Origin of the sequence: Enterobacter sp. J49, from assembly GCF_002148625.1 — a bacterium.
In the GTDB taxonomy this organism is placed as follows: domain Bacteria; phylum Pseudomonadota; class Gammaproteobacteria; order Enterobacterales; family Enterobacteriaceae; genus Enterobacter; species Enterobacter ludwigii.
Window position 1 is genome coordinate 18,239 of the sequence record NZ_MWPY01000024.1, and the last position, 14,990, is coordinate 33,228.

Consider the following 14,990-nt stretch of genomic DNA (forward strand, 5'->3'; position numbering starts at 1 on the left):
GCGTTAGCCCTGTCGAACGGGGAGTGGATTGGGAATAAACACAGAGAATATCGTGCCTTGAGGAGCGTTATCCGTTATCTCAATGCTGCCGCCCGCCTTGTTGATATAGCCTGCCACCAGAAACAGGCCAATACCGTGCTCTGTGCCCACAATGTCGTTCTCGCTTTCCGGCTTACTGCTGAATCCCTGGCGGAAAAGATGCGGTTTCATCGCCTCATCCACCCCGCAACCCCGATCGGCCACCTCTATCAGCAACTCCTGGTTGCGATCGGAAATGTAAAGCTCTACAGGTGCGGGAACCGGGGCTTTCAGGGTGGCGTCAACGGCGTTATCCAGCAGGTTGCCAATCACCGACACCAGCTCCGTTTCCGTGATGCTGGCAGGCATGCGGGTGAGCTGGCAGGCGGGATCAAACTGCAGTTCAACGCCCTTTTCCCGGGCGCTGACATATTTCCCTAGCAGCAATCCGCACAGGGCCGGCGAGACAAAATGGGCTGAGACGAAGTCCAGCACGCGCTGCGCTCCTTCTGACTGTGCCTGGATGTAACGGATCGCCTCGTCATAGTGTTTCATCTGCAGCAACCCCACCAGCGTGGCGGTCCAGTTCAGCTGTTCATGACGCATAATGCGCAGGTTATCCGCATAGCGTTTAATCTGGCTTAGCTGGCTGCTGAGAGTGTTGATATCATTCTTGTCGCGAAAGCTATAAACCCAACCGCTTTCAACACCAGGTTCAACCTCAATCGCCACGCGGTTCACAATCACCTCGCGCTGGTTAAGCACCGCAATCTGGTCGTGGCTGCCGCGGCTAACCGAGGCGTAGCGCTGAGATAAAAAACCGGGGGACGTTTGCAGAACGTCTTCCAGCGGTTTGCCGATAAGCGCTTTCTCACTTTGATGAATATCCAGCATCTCTCTGGCGGCACGGTTAATTAAAATCAGCTGCTTTTCTTCATTGACGGCAAATACCCCTTCATACATTGCTTCCAGCAGCGCGCGTTGCTGTAAGACCAGTTGCGCAATATCTTTTGGCTCAAGGCGGAACATCTGCTTTTTAAGATTGCGGGTAAACAACCAGGAAAAAATAAACAGTAACAGCAACAGACCCATACCGTATAACCCGGACTGCCAGAGAATACGCGCATTGATATTAGCAATGTACGACGTCAAATAACCGACCGAGACAATCCCAATCACCTGATGCTGCGCATTAAAGATGGGCGCTTTGCTGCGCAGTGATACCCCAATCCCACCCTTACGCACCGAAATAATTGTTTTGCCTTGTAATACCTCCGCATTATCCCCGCCGATCATCGGTAAATTGATGCGTTCCGGTGATTCTGAATGATAGAGATGCTGTTCCCGGGTATCGCCAATGACAATATAACTGGCATCACTTTCGGCCCGTATAGGCTGAATTAAACGGGCGATGGCGGGGATATTTCTGGCCGCGACGTTTTCCGCCAGACCCGGCATCAACGCGATTTCGCTGGCCTGAACCCGGGCGCGCTGGCCGAGATCGTGATGCAATTGCCGGTCAATAAAATGAAACAGGATGGTTCCCAGCAGAACTAACAGCAGGCAGGAGAAGCACACCAGCGCTAAAAAAAGTTTTACCTGAAAAGAGAGTCTGCGTTTCATACGACCTGACGCGGGGAGTCTGATTAGAGCGGTCTGCGCAGACTGACATGAGGAAATGGGGGATGCAATCTGGCGAAAACAGAGTTGTGACCTGGCTTTTCGTTTTGGGGGTTATAGCTATCAGGATCGCGTAAGGCTATGCTTCATTCAGCACCCGAATAATTACAGAGGCAATGTCGTGGATAAAGCGCTACTGGATGCAGGCTACCGGGCCTATACCGGAGAGAAAATTGACGTTTACTTCAACACCGCGATCTGCAAACACTCAGGAAATTGCGTGCGCGGGAGCGCTAAGCTCTTCAACCTGAAACGTAAACCGTGGATTATACCGGATGAAGTGGACGTCGAAACGGTTGTACATGTGATTGATACCTGCCCGAGCGGTGCGCTGAAGTATCGCCAAAAATAAGCGAGGAACCATGGATATTCTGGAAGGCCATAACAAGTTTTACGTCAACGATGCTGACGGTAACCAGGTTGCAGAGATTGTCTTCGTACCGACCGGTGAGCATCTGAGCATTATTGAGCACACCGATGTGGATCCGAGCCTGAAAGGGCAAGGTGTGGGTAAAAAGCTGGTGGCAAAAGTGGTCGCGAAGATGCGCGGTGAAAATCGAAAAATTATCCCGCTATGCCCGTTTGCCAAACATGAGTTTGATAATACGCGGGAATATGACGATATTCGGGCGTAGAAACACACCGGCAATGGCCGGTGTTTTTTCATCCGATCTGTTCAAACAGCAGCACCACCGCAATCACTACCATCATTCCCCCTGATGCTCTGCTCACCAGACGCGCGGCCTGCGGGCGGGTGGCCAGGATGGCTTTTGAACCGTATCCCACCAGCAGATAGACCAGCGTACAGGTGATGAGGTGTAGCAAGCCCAGCGCGGACATCTGCATCGCAACCGACCAGCTTCCCTTCGGGTCAGTAAATTGTGGAAGCAGGGCCAGGAACAGCAAAAAAACTTTCGGGTTAAGGCCGCTGATACATAATCCCTTCACCGCCCACTGTTTCCAGTTTGCCGCCGAGGTTGTGGCGCTTTCCGGTGCGCCAGGAGCGCGTAACAGTGAGATACCAAGCCACAGCAAGTAAAGCGCTCCCGCTATCGTCAGCCCGGATAATGCCAGCGGATGTTGCGCCATCATGACGCCCACGCCCGCGACCACAATCAGTGTCGCCAGCAGATGCCCGGACATGAGGCCCATCACTGCGGGTACCACGCGCCGCCCGTGGATGCCGGCGCTAATAGCGTAAGCCCAGTCGGCGCCCGGCGTCATGATGAGCAGGAAAGACACCACCCAAAACCCAGCCACAATACTCATTTCCATCGTCTGTAAAACTCCAGAATTACGCCCGTCAACAGAGAGAAAGCATATCGGTATCCGGACGAAATGAGTTTTCAATGTTATGCTCAAAAGACGGTGAAATTGACAAAATCTTCCACATGGACAGCATCGATCGAAAAATTCTTGCGCAGTTGCAGGCTGATGGCCGTTTATCTCTTACGGAGCTGGCTGAACGGGTGAACCTGAGCCTCTCGCCGTGTCACCGGCGCGTGCGGGCACTGGAGCAGAGCGGGGCCATTACGGGATACCGGGCCAGTCTCGATCCCGCCAAAATGGGGTTTAACTTTCTGGCGATCGTGTTTGCGACGCTGAAAGAGGGCGACAGAAAGGCGGTGAGCGCATTTGAGGAGGCGGTGGAAGAGATCCCGCAAATTGTGCTGGCGCAGCGTTTATTTGGCGATCCTGATTATCTGATGCACGTCGTGACCCGCGACCTGCCGGCTTTTCAGAAACTCTATGATGAGAAGCTCTCTGCGATGCCCGGCGTTCAGCATCTTCGCTCAACGCTGGTCATGAAAACGGTCGTGCAGGACAGGCCGTTTCCGCTCGACATCTCAGGGCGTGACGAATAACGCGCCCGGCAGAACGCCGGGCGCAGGGGCGTTTAACCTACAAACATCACTGACACGCACAGTACGCCAACGATCAGCGTCAGCAGGTTGCCGACAGATCGGTACGGTTTCAGGGACGGGATCAGGTACGTCGACAGCGTCGGCATGATAAACAGGATCATGGCGATAAGCGGACCGCTGATGGCATAAATCATCGAAATGGCATTCGGATTAATGCAGCACACCGCAAAGGTGATTAACGACACCCCCATGATGGAGATCGCGCGGTTAAAGGCGCGGCTCTTTTTCACGCCCACCTGGTTCAGCGATGACTTCACAATCTCCGTCGCCCCTTCGATCACCCCAAAATAGGTGCCGAGGAACGATTTCGACATGGCGATAATCGCCACAATAATCCCGGAAATCCCCAGCCATGCCGGAGAAGAGGGCATCATCGACAGCGCCGACAGAATGGTTACCCCTTCCTGTTTTGCCGAAACGATATAGGACGGTGGAATAGAGAGCAGGCAGCTGAACACGAAGAACAGCACGCTCAGGCAGATAATCAGGTACGCCACCTTCATGATTTTCTTGCACTTGTCCATGGCGGCGTCGCCAAACTTCTCACGGCGGTCAACGGCAAACGTCGAGATAATCGGCGTATGGCTGAAAGCGAATACCATCACCGGGATCGAAATCCAGACCTGATGCAGCGTATGGCGGTCAAATGCCATCTGGCTTGTGAGCAGCGCGGGTTGCCAGCTTCCGGTCAGATAGAGCGAGACAAACAGGAAGTAGGCAATCAGCGGAAACACCAGGAAGCCCATCACTTTTATGGTGATATGCCGTCCCATCAGGAAGATCAGATTTAACACCAGCACCACGCCAAAACTGACCAGCACGCGAACGGCGGTATCCACCGTCATGTGTTTTGCCAGTTGCTCAGTGAACGAGTTGGTGATGGCCACTGCATAAATCTGCACCACCACGAAGAAGGCGATGAAATAGAGCGTGGTGATCAGGTTGCCTATCTTCCTGCCGTAATAATGGGAAACGGCGCCGGTGATCCCTTCATTGCCTTTTGTTTTCGACGACAGGATGAATTGTGCCAGCGCGCGGTGCGGCCAGTAGGTTAATGGGTAGGCCACAAGGGCAGTGATAAACAGGACGATAGCGCCTGCGGAGCCCAGCTGAATGGGCAAGAACAGCGTTCCTGCGCCCACGGCCGTGCCATAGAGAGCGAAACTCCAGAGAGTCTCATCTTTTGACCAAATTTTCGACATTAGAGCAACGTATCAACTATCAAACCAACAGAATGGAGCGCAATTTACCATAATTATGGGTTGAGAGCGCAGTTGCTTCGAAGGAGTTTGGCCGGAGCGGGCGTCCGGCCAGAGGGAATTAGCCTGCGAGGGCGCGTCGCTGCTGGCGACGTTTAAGGAATTTCTCGCGCAGCGTATCGTAAGCCCAGTTATAGAACATGGTGTACGGCAGGAAGAACAGGAAGAAACCAATTTCCAGTGTGAATGCCTGCAGCAGCGTGACGCCCAGCACCGCGGCGACTATCGACACGCCGATCACAATAAACCCGCACTCGAATCCCAGCGCATGCAGTGCGCGGATTTTTGCCGTGCGTGTGATGCGGTGAACCGGCCAGAAACGGTCGAAGCCGACGTTATAGATAATGTTCCAGAGCATGGCCGTGGTTGCCAGGATAATGGTCAACCCACCCATCTCCACCACGGAACGTTGCATAAGCCACGCCGCCGTCGGGGCGAGGATCGCCGTGGCAATCCCTTCGAAACAGACGGCATGAAAGATCCGCTCCGGCAGTTTACGTTGGAGTGCATCCTGATGTTGCATAGTTTTAGACCTCGTGAATACGCATTTTGGCGTTGATGCGGCCTATTGTTATCGCTAAAGGTGATATATTAAAGATGGTATCCATCGATAAAGTAGATAGTGCATGCGTTATTCACCTGAAGCCCTTACCGCATTCGTTGAGACCGTCGCGGCGGGCTCTTTTTCTGCCGCCGCGCGTCGGTTACGTAAAAGCCAGTCGACCGTGAGCACATCGATCGCCAATCTTGAAGCCGATCTGGGCTTCGATCTGTTTGACCGTTCGGCCCGTCAGCCGGTGTTAACCGCCCAGGGCGAACAGGTGCTGGGTTATGTGCAGGCGATCCTCGCGGCCAGCACGCGGCTTGACGAGCTGGCGGTGTCGTTAACGGCACAAACGGAGGCGCGCCTGACGTTTGTTCTTTCCGATACCCTCAACCCGGACGTGCTGGAAGACCTGATGAACCAGTTCGACCAGCGCTTTCCCCATACCGAATTTGAATGCCTGATTGGCGAGGAAGAGGACGTTATCGATCTGCTGCAGAAGTCGCGTGCGCAGGTTGGTCTCACGGAAGCGCGTGACAGTTATCCGACCGATATTGGTTTTACCCGGTTGCCGATACAGACCCGGATGGCAATCTATGTCGCGACCAACCATCCTCTGGCCGGGCAGCAAGAAATCCAGGCCGATGAGCTGCACGGCTGGCGGGAATTGCGGCTCAGCACCTATCTGGAGCGGGAGGCAACGCTCGCACGCGGACCCGTCTGGTCGGCACCCAACTACCTGTTACTGCTGAGTATGGCCGTGCAGGGATTTGGCTGGTGCGTGCTGCCGTGCGCGCTGGTGGATGAATTTGCCGCCGCGAAATCGCTGGTGCAGCTGAATGTCCCCGGCTGGCCACGGGCGATCGGTATCGATCTGCTCTGGAATAAACGATCCCCGCCCGGCGTTGCCGGAAGCTGGCTGCGGCAGTATCTGCAGGATGCGCGCTAATCCTTGTGATTAAACTCACTATTTTTAAACAATTAAGATAATTGCTAATAACAATCCACTACTATCGTCATGTCATTTAACACAGAGGTTGTGATGAAAGATGTCGTTATAGTGGGTGCGTTGCGTACGGCTATCGGCTGTTTTCAGGGGGCGCTTGCACGCCACTCGGCTGTTGATTTGGGCAGCGTAGTGGTGAAAGCGCTGGTGGAACGCAGCGGGATTGCAGCACATGAAATTGATGAGGTGATCCTGGGACAGGTGCTGACCGCCGGTGCCGGGCAAAACCCTGCCCGTCAGGCGGCGCTCAAGGGTGGCCTGCCCAATACCGTCTCCGCTATCACCATCAACGACGTCTGTGGCTCAGGGTTAAAAGCGCTGCATCTGGCGACGCAGGCCATTCAGTGTGGTGAAGCGGATGTCGTGATTGCCGGCGGACAAGAAAATATGAGCCGGGCACCACACGTGCTGACCGACAGCCGTACCGGCGCGCAGCTGGGCAACAGCCAGTTGCTCGACAGTCTGGTGCATGACGGTCTGTGGGATGCGTTCAATGACTATCATATGGGCGTGACGGCGGAAAATCTGGCACGTGAGTATGGTATCAGCCGTGAGTTGCAGGACGCTTACGCGTTAAGCTCGCAGCAAAAAGCACGCGCGGCGATTGATGCCGGGCGCTTTCGGGATGAAATCGTCCCGGTCAGCACGCAGCGTCAGAACGGTGAGGTTGCCGTGGTGGATACCGATGAGCAGCCGCGCACCGACGCCAGCGCTGAAGGGCTGGCGAGGCTCAATCCTGCGTTTGAAACTCAGGGCTCAGTGACGGCGGGAAACGCCTCCTCCATTAATGATGGCGCTGCGGCCGTGATGATGATGAGTGAAAGCAAAGCCCTCGAGCTGGATCTGCCCGTTCTGGCCCGCATTAAGGCATTTGCCAGCGTGGGTGTTGATCCTGCGTTAATGGGTATCGCCCCGGTTTATGCTACCCGTCGCTGCCTGGAACGCGCAGGGTGGCAACTCTCTGATGTGGATCTGATTGAAGTCAACGAGGCCTTTGCCGCACAGGCAATCTCGGTTGGCAAAATGCTGGAATGGGATCCCCTGCGGGTAAACGTGAACGGTGGGGCAATCGCACTGGGTCATCCTATCGGCGCGTCCGGTTGTCGAATTCTGGTATCGCTGGTGCATGAGATGAAAAAGCGCAATGCCCGCAAAGGCATTGCGACGCTCTGTATCGGTGGTGGACAAGGTGTCGCCCTCGCCATTGAACGCTAAAATCCCGCCCGCATAAAAGAGCCTCCCTTCAGGAGGTTTTTTTTTACATAACGTATGACGAATTAACCGTTATTAGCACACTCTCACTCTGTTATTGAATAATTACGGCCTTAATTATTATCGTTGTTAACATCTTAGTGTGATCCCCCTCCGGTAATTTCACGTTAATACACCCTGTTTGTTGATGGGTGTCACGTCCATCTTTGCCAAAAAAAATGAAACAAATAATTACGATCTTTGTCACTAAAATAATGTTCTTTAAAAAATAAACTGCAGTTTCATAAATAAGAAACATTATTTCAGTTGAGGGTTTTTTCATGTTTAAGAAATCTCTGGTCCTTACTTCCCTTATCGGTACGTCCTTCATGGCTCAGGCCGTTACCGTCGATCTGCGCCATGAATATATCGACAGTGGTGCCAATGCTGACCGTGTCTCGGTCTCACATCGCTTTGCTAACGGGGTCGGTTTTTCTGTAGAAGCTAAATGGAAATCCGGTGGTGATAAAGCCGACCAGCCGTTTGCGGATGTGGTGGGTAACGGGCATGAAGATCAAATTAGCTGGCGCTGGAAAGCGACTGAGAATATTGCACTGACGCCGGCGTTTACCCTTGAAAGTAACGACAGCCGCACAATATATAAACCGAATCTGCATCTGCAATATAGTTTCGACAATGGCTTCTACGTTGCCGCGCGTTATCGTTATGAATATACCCGCTACCCGTCAAGCTCGAATAAAGATGACGACAAAGTTAACCGTGGTGATGCCTGGGTTGGCTGGGTAATGGGTGACTGGCGTACCGAACTCAATTATGTTTATGCGAAGAGTTCTGAAGGTATGGTTCGTAATAATAACAAAGATTATTCCAACGAATATAACGCCAAGCTGGCGTATAAATGGGATAAAAACTGGGCACCGTATGTTGAAGTGGGTAACATCGGCGTGAAAGACACCGATGAACGCCAGACCCGCCTTCGTTTAGGCGTGGCCTATTCTTTCTGATATCACGTTATTCCGCTGAACATTGCCGGGTAGCGCCAGTGCCTACCCGGCTTTCCCATGTCTGATAAGCGCCGCCCAACGGGCAAAAGCCCACTGAAAAAAAAGCCCTCCGAAACGGAGGGCAAGGCCAGTTACAGAAACACAAACTCAAATCATGCATGCAACATTTCAGGTTGCTCAGGAAGTTTCGCGATATAGAGGGCGGGTTGACCGTCTTTATCGGAACTGAACAGCACCGCTTTCTCGTCCGGAGTAAAGGAGGGATGCGGGTGGGTGACCTGGCGGCTATTTGCCACCGTTGCCCAGGAGGTGTCGTGACGGGCAATGCGGAAGTAGCTTTTTTTCGCCACGTCAAAGGCGTACAGATAAGGATCGTTATCGATGGTGTAACCGTGCGTATCCTTCACATCAACCGGCGTGCCTGAACCGTCGCCCACCAGCAGGGAGCCGTCAACGTTGCTCATCAGATGGGAACAGGCGGGCATTGGCATGACTGCGTCATTGACGCCCGTATCCGGATTGAAGCTGCAGATGGTGCGGCCCTTTTGGCCCTTCAGATAAGAGACATACACAAGGGCAGAACCGTTCGGCACCCAGAATTCATGGGTACAGCTTTCGCCTTCCGCATGCGTTTTCACTTTGCGCACGTGCGTACCATCTTCGTTGACCAGCCACATGCGGGCGTCGACCAGGTCGTGCGGCCCTTCATGGCAAAACGCCACCGTGTTGTCATCAAACGGACGATAGATAGGGTGGCCAAGCCAGTTTTTCTCTTCGTGGATTGTGGTGCTTAAACCGGTTTTCAGATCCACCCGCAGCAGTCGACAGTGCGGCCCCTTATGGAAGAAGTCGTGGAAAATTTTCCAGTCGTTGAGCGGCGTCCAGTCACGTCGGGCGATTTCTATCCCAACCAGTTTGGTGCAGTCGCTGTTGGCGACCCAGGTACCGTAACCGACCCAGTCATCGGGGACACGGTACACCTCGCGTTCTACCAGGGTATGGAGATCCACCTCCAGCAGCGTGCGGTCGTTCTTCACATAGTAGAAGGATTTATCATCCGGAGAGAGGAACCCGCCAAAGGTATTATCCCCCGCGCCTTCCGTCAGCTGTACCGCTTCGGCCTTCTGCAGATCCAGCAGGTAGTAGTTCCAGTGACCGTCAAACGCTCCTGCGAACAGCAGGTGGCTGCCATCATTAAAGAAGCACTTCTGGTAGAAGTAGTTGCGGTGACAGGTCACGTCGGGTGGGGTCAGGCGGGTGACTTCCACGCCTGTATCCGGATCGTGGCTGACCTCGTAGTTCAGCTTGACCCGCATACCTTTAGCCATAATGCACTCCTTTGAACGATAAAAGTAGATTAAAAAGTGAGTATTAAATTATCAAAACAATGTTTCATTATGTGTGACTGATGGCGCACTTTGTCTGTTTCATTGGCGAGATTAATGTCTGGCTCTCTTTATCGTGATCCGAACGCCATTTCTGGTATAAACAAACAGAAAAAATGAAACGTTGTTTTAAATGTAATTGAAAACCCCCTTCTCTGGAGCTAGACTGTGCTCATCATTAAAACGGAACGTCGTTTCGTTAATTTTCTGCCTGCGGGCACGATCATTTCTGGAGGTTACGGTGGACGTCAGACAAAGCATCCACAGTGCGCACGCCAAAACGCTGGATACTCAGGGGCTGCGCAATGAGTTTTTAGTCGAGCAGGTGTTCGAGGCCGATAAGTACACCATGGTCTACAGCCATATCGACCGTATTATCATTGGCGGGATTATGCCGGTGACGCAGACCGTCTCCGTGGGCGGTGAAGTGGGTAAACAGCTTGGTGTGAGCTATTTCCTTGAGCGTCGCGAGCTGGGCGTGATTAACATCGGTGGCCCCGGCACCATCACTGTAGACGGACAGTGCTATGAGATAGGTCATCGCGACGCGTTGTATGTCGGTAAAGGGGCGAAAGAGGTCGTGTTCGCCAGCATCGACAGCGGTAAACCGGCGAAGTTTTACTACAACTGTGCGCCCGCACATACCCCGTATCCCACCAAAAAAGTGACCCCGGCGGATGTCGCCCCGGTGACGCTGGGTGACAACCTCACCAGCAACCGTCGCACCATCAATAAATACTTTGTTCCGGATGTGCTGGAAACCTGCCAGCTCAGCATGGGGCTGACCGAGCTTGCTCCGGGCAACCTGTGGAACACCATGCCGTGCCATACCCACGAGCGCCGTATGGAAGTGTATTTCTACTTCAACATGGACGAGGACGCCTGCGTGTTCCACATGATGGGGCAACCGCAGGAAACGCGCCATATCGTGATGCATAACGAGCAGGCGGTGATTTCGCCGAGCTGGTCTATTCATTCGGGCGTAGGCACGAAAGCGTACACCTTCATCTGGGGTATGGTCGGTGAAAACCAGGTCTTTGATGACATGGACCACGTCGCGGTTAACGAGCTGCGCTAGCCGCAGGCAGTTAAGCATAAACCTGCCTGTTGGTGACAGGCGCTGAAAGATTAAGGAACAAACATGATTCTGGATGCATTTTCTCTGCAGGGTAAAGTGGCTGTGGTGTCCGGTTGTGACACCGGACTGGGCCAGGGTATGGCGTTAGGGCTGGCGGAAGCGGGCTGCGATATCGTCGGGATTAACATTGTTGAGCCTACTGAAACCATCGAGCGCGTCACCGCGCTGGGGCGTCGTTTTCTGAGCCTGACCGCCGATCTGCGTAAAATTGACGCCATCCCTGAACTGCTGGATCGCGCGGTGGCGGAATTCGGCCATATCGACATTCTGGTGAACAATGCCGGACTGATTCGCCGTGAAGACGCGATTAATTTCAGCGAGCGCGACTGGGACGACGTGATGAACCTGAACATTAAGAGCGTGTTCTTTATGTCCCAGGCGGCGGCGAAACACTTTATTGCCCAGGGGAAAGGCGGCAAGATCATTAATATCGCCTCTATGCTCTCCTTCCAGGGCGGTATCCGCGTGCCGTCTTATACCGCATCCAAGAGCGCGGTGATGGGCGTTACCCGTCTGCTGGCAAACGAGTGGGCGAAGCACAACATCAACGTCAACGCGATTGCGCCGGGGTACATGGCGACGAATAACACTCAGCAGTTGCGTGCTGACGAACAGCGTAGCGCGGAAATCCTCGACCGTATCCCGGCGGGCCGCTGGGGCCTTCCGGACGATCTCAAGGGGCCGATTGTATTCCTGGCCTCTCCGGCATCCGATTACATCAACGGCTATACCGTGGCGGTCGATGGCGGCTGGCTGGCGCGTTAATTGCGTATTCCGTCTTAAACCTCTGCCGGTGGGTGGAGGTTTTTTTTGCCCAAAAATTGCCATTATCCATATGGCTCAAGACGAAAAATCCATACTAAAAAATCATAAATGATATGCATCACAGTTTTATTGCTTAAAAATTAAATGATTAATAAAAACTGGCGGTATTTCATCGTTAGTTGAAATTGTAATGTCCATCACAGATCGCTATGCCACAGCGAAATAATCCATATCTTCGCGAATTACGGCCTGACACTTTTCCGCGCTATCTCGTAATTTCAGTTAACGAATTTCGCTGTTCAGGCAGGAAAATATGACATCTATAAATGACTCTACCCTTATGCCCGCCGCGTTGCGTGATACCCGACGCATGAATCAGTTTGTCTCCATCGCGGCTGCAGTGGCCGGTTTACTGTTCGGTCTGGATATTGGCGTGATCGCCGGGGCGCTGCCCTTTATCACCGATCACTTTACGTTGAGTAACCGCCTGCAGGAGTGGGTGGTCAGCAGCATGATGCTGGGTGCGGCCATCGGCGCGCTGTTTAACGGCTGGCTTTCGTTCCGCCTCGGGCGCAAATACAGCCTGATGGTGGGGGCGATTCTGTTTGTCGCCGGCTCTATTGGGTCAGCATTTGCCACGAACGTGGAAATGCTGCTGCTCTCCCGCGTGCTGCTCGGCGTGGCGGTGGGGATTGCCTCTTACACTGCGCCGTTGTACCTCTCCGAAATGGCGAGCGAGAACGTGCGCGGCAAGATGATCAGTATGTACCAGCTGATGGTAACGCTGGGTATCGTGCTGGCGTTTCTGTCTGACACTTATTTCAGCTACAGCGGCAACTGGCGCGCGATGCTGGGCGTGCTGGCGCTCCCGGCGCTGGTGTTGATTGTTCTGGTGATTTTCCTGCCAAACAGTCCGCGCTGGCTGGCGCAAAAGGGCCGTCATGTGGAAGCGGAAGAGGTGCTTCGGATGCTGCGTGATACCTCAGAAAAAGCACGTGAAGAGCTGAACGAGATCCGCGAAAGCCTGAAGCTGAAGCAGGGGGGCTGGGCGCTGTTTAAGATCAACCGTAACGTTCGCCGCGCGGTGTTCCTCGGCATGCTGCTGCAGGCGATGCAGCAGTTCACCGGGATGAACATCATCATGTACTACGCGCCACGTATCTTCAAAATGGCGGGGTTCACCACCACGGAACAACAAATGGTTGCCACGCTGGTGGTGGGGCTGACCTTTATGTTCGCCACCTTTATCGCGGTGTTCACCGTGGATAAAGCCGGACGTAAACCGGCACTCAAGATTGGCTTTAGCGTCATGGCGCTCGGTACGCTGATCCTTGGCTACTGCCTGATGCAGTTTGATAACGGCACGGCCTCAAGCGGTCTTTCCTGGCTCTCTGTTGGCATGACCATGATGTGTATTGCCGGATATGCGATGAGCGCTGCGCCCGTCGTGTGGATCCTGTGTTCCGAAATTCAGCCGCTCAAATGCCGCGACTTTGGTATCACCTGTTCCACGACCACCAACTGGGTGTCGAACATGATCATCGGCGCGACCTTCCTGACGCTGCTGGATTCAATTGGCGCGGCAGGAACCTTCTGGCTCTATACGGTGCTCAACGTCGCGTTTATCGGGGTCACGTTCTGGCTGATCCCTGAAACCAAAGGTGTCACGCTGGAGCATATCGAGCGCAGGCTGATGTCCGGCGAGAAGCTGCGTAATATTGGCGTGTAATCTGTTGCCGGGTGGCGAAGAGGCCACCCGGCTTTTTGTTAGCGCATCGCGCGTTTCAGAATACGTTCAGCCTGACGCTGGAAGTCAGCGGCGGTCTCTTCCACGGATTTCTGTCCATAATCGATGTACTGCAGAGAGGTGCCGAACTGGGCCACAATCTGCGGATCGTCAAAGTAAGGTGACACGGAAAGTTTGGCCGGCAGAGACTGCGCCAGACGCAGCCCCGCGACCGACGGATCGCTCTCTTTGATGGTGCCGTCTTCGGTCAGGAACTGCACCGCGGCTTTACTCAGCGGCACGCCACGCTCCAGACCCAGCGTGTCTACTCCCTCTTTGCTGTTCAGCAGGAAGTTAATCAGTTTCGCCGCCGCTTCCGGGTTTTTGGTGGATTTACCAATCGAGAGCATCTGCGCCGGTTTGAAGAAAAGGCCCGCATCGGTTGCGCCCGGCAGCATCGGGTAACTACCCAGCACCAGTTTTGCCGGTGGCTTCAGGTTATCGGAATACTTATTGATGGTGGAGTTCCACATGTAGGTTCCCGCCCATTCTCCCTGGATCCACGGCTTCATCTCATACATGTTACTCTTACCAAACGACGCATAGTATTTGGTGTCCGGCATGACGTGGCTATCCACCAGCGTTTTGTAGGTCTGGAAGAATTCCACCCACTGCGCTTTGCTGTAGGCGAACTTCTTGGTTTTTTCGTCCACGGCAGGGATGTTGTACTTCTGAATCATGTACGAGTTCAGCAACGCCAGCGTGTCCTGATGCTCCAGCACGACCGGGTAATACTGCTTGCCGAGTTTACTCTCGAAGGTTTTACCCGCCGCCATTAGCTCGTCCCAGGTTTTCGGGTATGCAATACCGGCTTTTTTCCAGGTCTCGTCGTTGAAGTAGAACACGCGTGCGGTGACGGAGATCGGAATGCCGTTCAGCTTGCCGTTGATGGTGGTGGACTGAAGTTCTTTGGGATCGAACTGGGTCAGGTCGATCACGTCTTTCATTTTGTTCAGGTCGTAGAACCCGTCGCCGGTTTTCGAGAAGATTGGCAGCCAGTTCCAGTTGGTCTGCATCACATCCGGCTCGGTGCCGCCCGCAATTTGAGTGGTCAGGCGGGAGAGGTGCCCATCCCAGCCGGTGTACTCTGCCTTAACGTTGATATCCGGGTTCTGCTTATGGAATTCCTCCAGCGCTTTCAACGTCACCTGATGGCGGCCATTACCGCCCCACCAGGACATGCGTAATTCGACATCTTGCGCCATCGATGGCAAAGCGGTAAGGCCCAGCGTCGCGGAGATTGCTGCGCTTAAAAGCACTTTTTTCAT

At 53.8% G+C, this 14,990-nt stretch carries 15 protein-coding genes; 9 read left to right on the plus strand and 6 right to left on the minus strand.

Going from position 1 to position 14,990, the window contains the following annotated elements:
• Positions 1-3: 3 nt before the first annotated feature.
• Positions 4-1,641 carry a sensor histidine kinase gene (locus BJP35_RS05480; RefSeq protein WP_032678909.1) on the minus strand — a complete coding sequence of 546 codons (1,638 nt, stop codon included), beginning with the start codon at positions 1,639-1,641 and terminating at the stop codon, positions 4-6.
• A 178-nt stretch (positions 1,642-1,819) separates the two neighbouring features.
• Between BJP35_RS05480 and yjdI the strand changes: the two genes are divergently transcribed.
• Both yjdI and BJP35_RS05490 read left to right on the plus strand, forming a co-directional pair.
• Positions 1,820-2,050, plus strand: coding sequence for a 4Fe-4S mono-cluster protein YjdI (yjdI, locus tag BJP35_RS05485; protein ID WP_020883756.1), 231 nt, complete (start codon positions 1,820-1,822; stop codon positions 2,048-2,050).
• Between the two features lie 10 nt (positions 2,051-2,060).
• Complete coding sequence (locus BJP35_RS05490; RefSeq protein WP_047743577.1) at positions 2,061-2,333, plus strand: GNAT family N-acetyltransferase; 273 nt, start codon at positions 2,061-2,063, stop codon at positions 2,331-2,333.
• Positions 2,334-2,361: 28 nt separating this feature from the next.
• Here BJP35_RS05490 and BJP35_RS05495 read toward each other — a convergent pair whose 3' ends face one another.
• Positions 2,362-2,973, minus strand: a complete 612-nt coding sequence (locus BJP35_RS05495; RefSeq protein ID WP_014171483.1) for a LysE family translocator — start codon at positions 2,971-2,973, stop codon at positions 2,362-2,364.
• 116 nt (positions 2,974-3,089) lie between these two features.
• On the opposite strand from BJP35_RS05495, the gene BJP35_RS05500 reads away from it, so the two are divergent.
• The gene (locus BJP35_RS05500) at positions 3,090-3,563 is read left to right on the plus strand and encodes an Lrp/AsnC family transcriptional regulator (RefSeq protein WP_032670215.1); all 474 of its coding nucleotides are present in this window, start codon (positions 3,090-3,092) and stop codon (positions 3,561-3,563) included.
• A gap of 32 nt (positions 3,564-3,595) precedes the next feature.
• On the opposite strand, the gene BJP35_RS05505 is transcribed toward BJP35_RS05500, so the two are convergent.
• Positions 3,596-4,825, minus strand: a complete 1,230-nt coding sequence (locus BJP35_RS05505) for an amino acid permease (protein WP_047743576.1) — start codon at positions 4,823-4,825, stop codon at positions 3,596-3,598.
• Positions 4,826-4,943: 118 nt separating this feature from the next.
• A complete protein-coding gene (locus BJP35_RS05510) occupies positions 4,944-5,405 on the minus strand; it encodes a multidrug/biocide efflux PACE transporter (protein WP_014171480.1) in 462 nt (153 codons plus the stop codon).
• A 103-nt stretch (positions 5,406-5,508) separates the two neighbouring features.
• On the opposite strand from BJP35_RS05510, the gene BJP35_RS05515 reads away from it, so the two are divergent.
• The 3 genes from BJP35_RS05515 to BJP35_RS05530 all read left to right on the plus strand — a co-directional run bounded on the left by BJP35_RS05515 (position 5,509) and on the right by BJP35_RS05530 (position 8,648).
• Positions 5,509-6,375 (plus strand): LysR family transcriptional regulator, encoded by an 867-nt coding sequence (locus BJP35_RS05515; protein WP_014171479.1) that lies wholly within the window; start codon positions 5,509-5,511, stop codon positions 6,373-6,375.
• A gap of 93 nt (positions 6,376-6,468) precedes the next feature.
• Positions 6,469-7,647, plus strand: a complete 1,179-nt coding sequence (locus tag BJP35_RS05520) for an acetyl-CoA C-acetyltransferase (protein ID WP_020883759.1) — start codon at positions 6,469-6,471, stop codon at positions 7,645-7,647.
• 317 nt (positions 7,648-7,964) lie between these two features.
• A complete protein-coding gene (locus BJP35_RS05530) occupies positions 7,965-8,648 on the plus strand; it encodes a porin (protein WP_014171477.1) in 684 nt (227 codons plus the stop codon).
• 152 nt (positions 8,649-8,800) lie between these two features.
• Here BJP35_RS05530 and BJP35_RS05535 read toward each other — a convergent pair whose 3' ends face one another.
• Positions 8,801-9,976, minus strand: coding sequence for an oligogalacturonate lyase family protein (locus BJP35_RS05535; protein ID WP_020883760.1), 1,176 nt, complete (start codon positions 9,974-9,976; stop codon positions 8,801-8,803).
• A 298-nt stretch (positions 9,977-10,274) separates the two neighbouring features.
• On the opposite strand from BJP35_RS05535, the gene kduI reads away from it, so the two are divergent.
• From kduI to BJP35_RS05550, 3 genes are all read left to right on the plus strand, one after another.
• Entirely contained in the window at positions 10,275-11,111 is an 837-nt protein-coding gene (kduI, locus tag BJP35_RS05540) for a 5-dehydro-4-deoxy-D-glucuronate isomerase (RefSeq protein ID WP_020883761.1), read from the plus strand.
• Between the two features lie 63 nt (positions 11,112-11,174).
• Positions 11,175-11,936 carry a 2-dehydro-3-deoxy-D-gluconate 5-dehydrogenase KduD gene (gene kduD, locus BJP35_RS05545; protein WP_014171473.1) on the plus strand — a complete coding sequence of 254 codons (762 nt, stop codon included), beginning with the start codon at positions 11,175-11,177 and terminating at the stop codon, positions 11,934-11,936.
• A 295-nt stretch (positions 11,937-12,231) separates the two neighbouring features.
• A complete protein-coding gene (locus BJP35_RS05550) occupies positions 12,232-13,665 on the plus strand; it encodes a sugar porter family MFS transporter (protein WP_226777985.1) in 1,434 nt (477 codons plus the stop codon).
• A 38-nt stretch (positions 13,666-13,703) separates the two neighbouring features.
• Here the strand turns inward: BJP35_RS05550 and BJP35_RS05555 are convergent, their stop codons facing one another.
• Positions 13,704-14,990 (minus strand): ABC transporter substrate-binding protein, encoded by a 1,287-nt coding sequence (locus BJP35_RS05555; protein ID WP_020883762.1) that lies wholly within the window; start codon positions 14,988-14,990, stop codon positions 13,704-13,706.